Here is a 7381-nt window from a genome sequence, read left to right as displayed (position 1 = left end):
GGGGCCGCGCGGCGCAGGGTCTCGGGCAGCCGGGCGGGCCGGGTCAGGCAGTGCGCCAGCGCGGCCGGAAGGTCGGTGCCGGGGCCGTGGACACCCTGGGCGACGGCCGAGTGGACGGGCAGCAGGGGCGGCCGGACCGGCAGAGTCGCGACGAAGGCGGCGAAGGCGCTCGCCGTGCGGCCGAGCGACGGGTGGTGGGAGAGGAACGGCAGGCGCAGCCGGGTGGCCGGGAGCCCGCGCTCGTGGGCGAGTTTCTCCACGCGTGCGAGGGCGGGCAGCGGGCCGGCGAGCACGGTCTCGTGGGAGTCGTTGACACAGGCCACGACCACCCGTTCCGGGGAGGGGCCGAGGGCGACACCGGCCGTCCGCACGAGGGCGTGCGCGGATTCCTCGCCCGCGCCGAGCAGGGTCAGTCCGCCGGGGCAGTCGTGCAGCAACTGCCCGAGCCGCAGGGCGATCCGGGCGCCGTCGGGCACGGTGTAGCAGCCGGCGGCGACCAGGGCGGGGATCTCGCCGAAGCTGACGGTCAGCAGCCGTTCGGGGACCCGGCCGGCAGCGCACAGCGCCCGGTGCACGGACAGCGAGGCCCCGAACAGCGCCAACTGGGCGGTCCCCGGCGGCCCTTCGGCCAGGTCGCGTCCGCCGGGCGGGTCGTCGGAGACCAGGCGCGGTCCCAGCGGGGCGAGTCCGTGCTCGACGGCGACCCGGTCGACCTCCTCGAACACCCCGGCGACCGCGTCGCGCAGGGGCGGATGGGCCCGGAGTCCTTTCACCAGAGGGGTGAGAGCGAAATCGCCCTGGCCGGGAAAGAGATGCAGAGTGGCACGCGGAACAGTGCCGGTAGATGAGGCGGGCATTGCCCAGGGCCTCCTGTCGGAAGGAAAGAGAAACATGCGTCCGGCGCCCCGGTGAACGGGCGGGCCGATCGGCGATCTTCCTCCAGAGTGAAGTACGCGCCTTGCCCCCAAGAATTTTCCGGGCGCCTGACCTGTTAAATGTTCGCCGCTGTCAAAGGAGTGCGGAACGGGTCGCTCCCCTCGGCGGGCCTCCCACGATCCGCCGGTGATTCACCAGTGATACGACAGTGATCCGCCAGTGATCCACAGTCGATTCAAGAGGCGCGTGGGACAGATCAGCACTCGGTCCCCTCGCAGACCACAGGGGTCGGGAGACGCGAATCGGACACCGGAGTGCGGCTGTCCGAAAACCCGGTTGCGGATATCGGACACCGGACTGTTCCCTGTCGAACGTGTCAAATGTGAGGGCTGCGGAGGACATCGAGGCGCACGCACCCGGCGCATTCCCCCATACCGCCGCCGTTCGCATCGGTTACAGGCCGGTAAATACATATCGTGGTCACGTGCGCGTTTCCTTGAGTGTCGAAGAGTGTCGAAAAGCGCCCGAAGGATGAGTCCGAAAGGTTTCCCATGACGTCACGGCGTCCGCCGAACGGATTGTTCAGGGATCTCCTGGCCGAAACAGGCTGGACCGGTGAGGAATTGGCGCGTGCCGTCAATCGCCTCGGTGCCGAGTCCGGCCTGACCCTCCGCTACCAGCGGGCGTCGGTCTCCCAGTGGGCGGCCGGGATCCGCCCCAGACCTCCGGCCCCCGAACTGCTCGCGGAGGCGTTCTCCCGCCGGCTCGGCCGGCGGATCACGGTGGCCGACGTGCTGCCGGAAGCGACCGCGCCCGCAGCGGATCCGGTGGACACGGAGACCGGAACGCCGGTCGAAGAACCCACCCCCGCACGGCAGTTGGTGGATCTGGGCCGCCGGGTCGCCCAGCGCGACCGGGCGGCGGCCGCGCTGGTGTACGAACACGATCCGCGCCCCTCCCCGGACGCCCGGCACCCCCACCACCGGCACCCCGCCGCCGCGCCTTCGCTCCCCGCCCCGCGTCCCTCGCCGCAGGCCGCCCCGCAGGCCGCCCCGCAGCGCCTGACCCCCGCCGCCACCGCCGCTGTCGCCGCCATGATCGACGTCTTCTCGACGGCCGACCGTACGCACGGCGGAGGCTTCGCCAGGGCCGCGCTGGCCGCGTATCTGAGCCAGAGCGTGGCGCCCCTGCTCCGCGCCCCGGGCCCCTCCCCGCTGCGGCGCCAACTCCTGCGCTCCGGCGCCACGTTGAGCTATCTGTGCGCCTTCATGCACTTCGACGACGAACTGCACGGACCGGCCCAGCGCTACTACCGCACCAGCCTGGAACTGGCCGAGGCGGCCGGTGACCCCACGGCCCAGGCCCTCGCCCTGCGCGCGCTGAGCATCCAGGCCCACACCCTCAAACACCACCGGCGCGCCCTGGACCTGGCCGAGGAGGCGCACCGCCGGGTGACGGCCCGTACCCCCGCACAGGTCCGCGCGGGCATACTCGGGCAGCTGGCCGTGGCCGAGGCCGCGACCGGCCGGGGACCCGCCTCGACCCGCCGACTGGACGAAGCGGCAAGGGAGTTGGAGAACGCCGACCGGAACGAACCGGCCGTCGGCGCCTATCACAGCGCGTCCCTCGCCCATCAGCACGCGACGGTCGCCGCCCACCTCGGCGACGGGGCCCGGGCCGTCTCCGCCCTCCAGGCCTCCCTCGACCGGCGCCCCGGCACCGAACCCCGCTCGCGGGTCATCACCTGCGCCGCCCTGGCCGAACTGCACTTCGCCCGGGGGCATCTGGAGGCCGCGTGCGCGACCTGGCACACCTTCCTCGACGGATATCCGGCCGTGTCCTCCGCCCGCGCCGACACGGCGCTCACCACGATGAGGTCGCTGACCCGGGTGCACCGCCGCCAGCCCACCGCCCAGGCCCTCATCCAGCGGGCGGCATTACTGCAACGACGTTGAAGGCCTCACCGCAACGCAGTTGAGGCGGCACCGTGGCGCCGTCGAGGCATCACCGCAACGCCGCCGAGCGCCCGCCCTGCTGGGGCAGGTGCCCGGACCCCCGGCCCACGACCCGGCGGTGGGCCTCCTGGCGCACCACGCTGTACGGCCCCAGACCCGACAGCGCCTCGATGACCTCGGCCAGCAGGCCGGCGGGCGCCTCGGGACCGGCGACCACCCCCACGGTGGCGCGGCCGACGAGCCACGCGCGCCGGATGGCCCGTACGTCCGCGACGGGACGCACGGCTGCCGGGCCCGGCAGACCCGCCAGGAGGACCGGGTCAGGACGGTCGAGCAGCAGGACCACGTCACTCGCCGCCGACAGGGCCCGCAGGGTGTCCCTGCGGTCGGCGGACCGGTAGCACCACTGGTCCGGATGCTGCCCGCGCAGCCGGGGAAAGGTTTCGCGCAGCGCCGTGACAGCGGGCACGATGTCGTCGACCGGGGTGCAGGGCCGTACCACGAAGGACACGCTCTCCGGGTCGGCGACCGCCCGCAGCCGGGCCAGCTGGCGCTCCACCTCGCGGGTGCCGTCGAAGGCGACGAGCCGCCCGGAGCCGTCACGCGCACCCCCGGGGCCGACCATGTCCGCCTCCCCCAGCCCGTCCGTCTCCCCCGACCCGTCCGCCTCCCCAGAGCCGATCCGGACCACCGTGTCGCCCCGCCGCAGGAATTCCGCCACCGTCTCCCGGGTCCGCGCCACCACCGCGCAGGACGCCGCCTCTCCCGTACCGGAAGAAGCGGCCTCTCTACCGGAAGCAGCGGCCCCCCTACCGGTACAGGTGGCCGCCGTCTCGGCGATCAGCAGCCGGCGCGTACGGAAGAGGGCCGCCCACTCCCGTACGGACAGCTCGGCGGCGCCGAGGACGTCCGCGCCCAGATCCACGGGACCCGCCACGGTCACCCCGGCCACCGTCCCGTCGACGTCCACGTACGTAGCGGTGTACGCCACCGCGCGATCAGCCCCCGGACGCCCGACCCCCAGCCTCAGCGGCCCCAGACACACGGAATGCCCGAGCCGCTCCAGGTCCGCCGCCACGAGCGGCGCGGCCGAACACCGCACCGGCCCCCGCTCCGGATGCACGGCGGAGGTGGCCACCGTCAGACGGCCCGGGCGGACGGCCTCCGTGGCCCACCGCTCGTACAACAGCGTCCTGTTCACCCTCACGACCCTCCGGCCCGGGACGGGCCGCTCGTCCTTGCTCTCCCGCCCGGATTTGCTCCGGCTTTCACCTGAATTTTCCCCGGATCGACCGCCCAAGAGCGGCATTTCGGTGCTCATCCGGCAGAAGTCACCGGATCGGGGCGGGAGACCGTGCCGGACGGATTGTCAGTGGTGCCCTATACGGTGAGCGTCATGGCAACCGCCCGTACGAAATCCGCCAAGGACAGGCCGTCGTACCGCTGCACCGAGTGCGGCTGGACGACCGTCAAATGGCTCGGACGCTGCCCCGAATGCCAGGCGTGGGGGACGGTCGAGGAGTACGGGGCGCCGGCGGTACGGACCACCGCGGCCGGCCGCGTGTCCACCGCCGCGCTCCCCATCGGCCAGATCGACGGGCGTACGGCCACGGCGCGCTCGACCGGGGTGGACGAGTTCGACCGGGTCCTCGGCGGCGGGCTCGTGCCCGGGGCCGTCGTGCTGATCGCGGGCGAGCCCGGCGTCGGCAAGTCGACGCTCCTGCTGGACGTGGCGGCCAAGGCGGCGAGCGCCGAGCACCGCACGCTCTATGTGACGGGCGAGGAGTCCGCGAGCCAGGTGCGGCTGCGCGCGGACCGCATCAAGGCCATCGACGACCACCTCTACCTCGCCGCCGAGACGGACCTCTCCGCCGTCCTCGGCCATCTCGACGCGGTCAAACCGTCCCTGCTGATCGTGGACTCCGTACAGACCGTGGCGTCGCCGGAGATCGACGGGGCGCCGGGCGGGATGGCGCAGGTCCGCGAGGTCGCGGGCGCGCTCATCCGCGCGTCCAAGGAGCGCGGCATGGCCACGATGCTGGTGGGCCACGTCACCAAGGACGGCGCGATCGCCGGGCCCCGGCTGCTGGAACACCTCGTGGACGTCGTGCTGTCCTTCGAGGGCGACCGGCACGCCAGGCTGCGGCTGGTGCGCGGCATCAAGAACCGGTACGGCACGACGGACGAGGTCGGCTGCTTCGAGCTGCACGACGAGGGGATCACCGGTCTCGCCGACCCGTCGGGGCTCTTCCTGACCCGCCGCGCCGAGGCCGTCCCCGGCACGTGCCTGACGGTCACCCTCGAAGGCCGCCGCCCGCTGGTCGCCGAGGTGCAGGCCCTGACCGTCGACTCGCAGATCCCGTCCCCCCGGCGGACCACGTCGGGCCTGGAGACGTCCCGGGTGTCGATGATGCTGGCCGTGCTGGAGCAGCGCGGCCGGATCACCGCCCTCGGCAAGCGGGACATCTACTGCGCCACGGTCGGCGGCGTGAAGCTCACGGAGCCCGCCGCGGACCTGGCGATCGCCCTCGCCCTGGCCTCCGCCGCCAGCGACACCCCCCTGCCGAAGAACCTGGTCGCGATCGGCGAGGTGGGCCTCGCGGGCGAGGTCAGACGGGTCACCGGAGTGCAGCGCCGACTGGCGGAGGCGTACCGTCTGGGCTTCACCGAAGCCCTCGTGCCGAGCGACCCCGGACGGATTCCCGCCGGTATGAAGGTCACGGAAGTCGCCGACATGGGGGATGCTCTGAGGGTGCTGCCGCGCCGAGGTCGTGCGGACGCCCCACGGGACAACAACGCTCGCCGGTAGACTTTGCCCTGGTCTCGCCCATCCGTACGAGCCGGAGGAGTGCAGTGGCAGCCAACGACCGGGCATCAGCACCCGGAAAGTCCGGCGCGGGCTCCGGCAACGAGGCGCTGATGCGTGCCTCCCTGAGCGCCGTCGCGCCCGGGATGCCGCTGCGTGACGGCCTGGAGCGGATCCTGCGCGGCAACACCGGCGGTCTGATCGTCCTCGGCATGGACAAGACCGTCGAGTCGATGTGCACGGGCGGTTTCGTGCTGGACGTGGAGTTCACCGCGACCCGGCTGCGCGAGCTGTGCAAGCTCGACGGCGCGCTCATCCTCGACAAGGACATCACCAAGATCCTGCGGGCCGGCGTGCAGCTGGTCCCGGAGTCCTCCATCCCCACCGAGGAGACCGGCACCCGGCACAGGACCGCCGACCGCGTCTCGAAGCAGTGCGGGTTCCCGGTGGTCTCGGTGTCGCAGTCGATGCGGCTGATCGCGCTGTACGTGGACGGGGAGCGCCGGGTCCTGGAGGAGTCGGCGGCGATCCTGTCGCGGGCGAACCAGGCGCTGGCGACCCTGGAGCGCTACAAGCTCCGCCTGGACGAGGTGGCGGGCACGCTCTCCGCGCTGGAGATCGAGGACCTGGTCACGGTCCGGGACGTGACGGCGGTCGCGCAACGCCTGGAGATGGTACGGAGGATCGCCACCGAGATCGCGGAGTACGTGGTCGAGCTGGGCACCGACGGCCGCCTTCTCTCGCTCCAGCTGGACGAGTTGATCGCGGGCGTGGAGCCGGAGCGTGAGCTGGTGGTACGGGACTACGTACCGGAGCCGACGGCGAAGCGGTCCCGTACGGTGGACGAGGCGCTCGCCGAGCTGGGCTCGCCCAGCCACGCCGAGCTGCTGGAACTGGCCGTGGTGGCACGGGCGTTGGGGTACAGCGGTTCGCCCGAGACGCTCGACTCGGCGGTCTCGCCGCGGGGGTACCGGCTGCTGGCGAAGGTGCCGAGGCTGCCGGGCACGATCATCGAGCGGCTCGTGGAGCACTTCGGCGGTCTCCAGAAGCTGCTCGCGGCGAGCGTGGACGACCTCCAGACGGTGGACGGCGTCGGCGAGGCGCGTGCGCGCAGCGTCCGCGAGGGCCTGTCACGGCTGGCGGAGTCGTCGATCCTGGAAAGGTACGTGTAGTCCAGCCCGTCCGGCGCTTGAGGACACCCGGCCGAAGGCCGGGCCCACCCGCAACCGCACCGCCCCCGGGTCAGTCCTTCTCCAGCCGGATGGACTTCTGCCCCTGCTGCACCGACGCACCCGTCGTCGTGATCTCCACCAGGTACGTCCCCGGAGCCACCGCGCCGCCAGGCGCCTTCGCGCACTTCGGGGCACTCTTCTTCCGGTCCCACTCCACGGTCCGGGTGATCGTCGCGCCCGCCGGAATCTCGAACAGCGCCCGGCCCGTCTTCGGGCAGTCCTTGGAGGACCAGAGCTGCTCGTCCTCGGCGTCGGTGACGCTCAGCACCACGGCCTTCGGCCCGAAGTCAGCCTTGCAGGTGGTGGGGGAGGTGTTGGTGGCGATGAGCCGGAACGCGGGCTTCTCGCCGGGCTCGTACGCGTTCTTGCTGACGTCGAGGCGCAGGATCAGCGAGCCCCGGACGCAGTTGGGGAGGGTGGAGCCGGCCGGCACCTGCCGCCCCGAGTTGACGCCCCCGGCGCTCCCGGCGCCGCCGCCACTCCCGGCGCCGCCCGTGCCCGCCGTGGCCGTA

5 protein-coding genes and 1 pseudogene are annotated in these 7381 nt (G+C 72.7%); 3 read left to right on the top strand and 3 right to left on the bottom strand.

Translation table 11 applies throughout. From position 1 onward, the window contains the following. The coding region (locus tag GT042_RS05345; protein WP_161307539.1) for an acyltransferase domain-containing protein at positions 1-773 on the bottom strand (773 nt) is incomplete at its 3' end. A 654-nt stretch (positions 774-1427) separates the two neighbouring features. Here GT042_RS05345 and GT042_RS05340 point away from each other — a divergent pair. Next, positions 1428-2831 carry a hypothetical protein gene (locus GT042_RS05340; protein WP_161307538.1) on the top strand — a complete coding sequence of 468 codons (1404 nt, stop codon included), beginning with the start codon at positions 1428-1430 and terminating at the stop codon, positions 2829-2831. Between the two features lie 49 nt (positions 2832-2880). Here the strand turns inward: GT042_RS05340 and GT042_RS05335 are convergent, their stop codons facing one another. After that, positions 2881-4032 (bottom strand): hypothetical protein, encoded by a 1152-nt coding sequence (locus GT042_RS05335; protein WP_161307537.1) that lies wholly within the window; start codon positions 4030-4032, stop codon positions 2881-2883. 195 nt (positions 4033-4227) lie between these two features. Here GT042_RS05335 and radA point away from each other — a divergent pair, with 195 nt between their 5' ends. Beyond that, complete coding sequence (gene radA / locus GT042_RS05330; RefSeq protein WP_161307536.1) at positions 4228-5640, top strand: DNA repair protein RadA; 1413 nt, start codon at positions 4228-4230, stop codon at positions 5638-5640. Positions 5641-5684: 44 nt separating this feature from the next. Beyond that, the gene (gene disA, locus GT042_RS05325; protein WP_161307535.1) at positions 5685-6809 is read left to right on the top strand and encodes a DNA integrity scanning diadenylate cyclase DisA; all 1125 of its coding nucleotides are present in this window, start codon (positions 5685-5687) and stop codon (positions 6807-6809) included. A gap of 70 nt (positions 6810-6879) precedes the next feature. Here disA and GT042_RS05320 read toward each other — a convergent pair. Further along, positions 6880-7381 (bottom strand): annotated as a pseudogene (locus GT042_RS05320) (hypothetical protein); the annotation flags it as partial.

Origin of the sequence: Streptomyces sp. SID3212, from assembly GCF_009865405.1 — a bacterium.
Taxonomy (GTDB): domain Bacteria; phylum Actinomycetota; class Actinomycetes; order Streptomycetales; family Streptomycetaceae; genus Streptomyces.
Note: the sequence above shows the minus strand (reverse complement) of the source record. Positions and strands in the feature narration are given on the sequence as shown.

Coding starts and splice junctions, on each gene's coding strand:
- GT042_RS05340 (WP_161307538.1), top strand. CDS start 1,428: ATGACGTCACGGCGTCCGCCGAACGGATTGTTCAGGGATCTCCTGGCC.
- radA (WP_161307536.1), top strand. CDS start 4,228: ATGGCAACCGCCCGTACGAAATCCGCCAAGGACAGGCCGTCGTACCGC.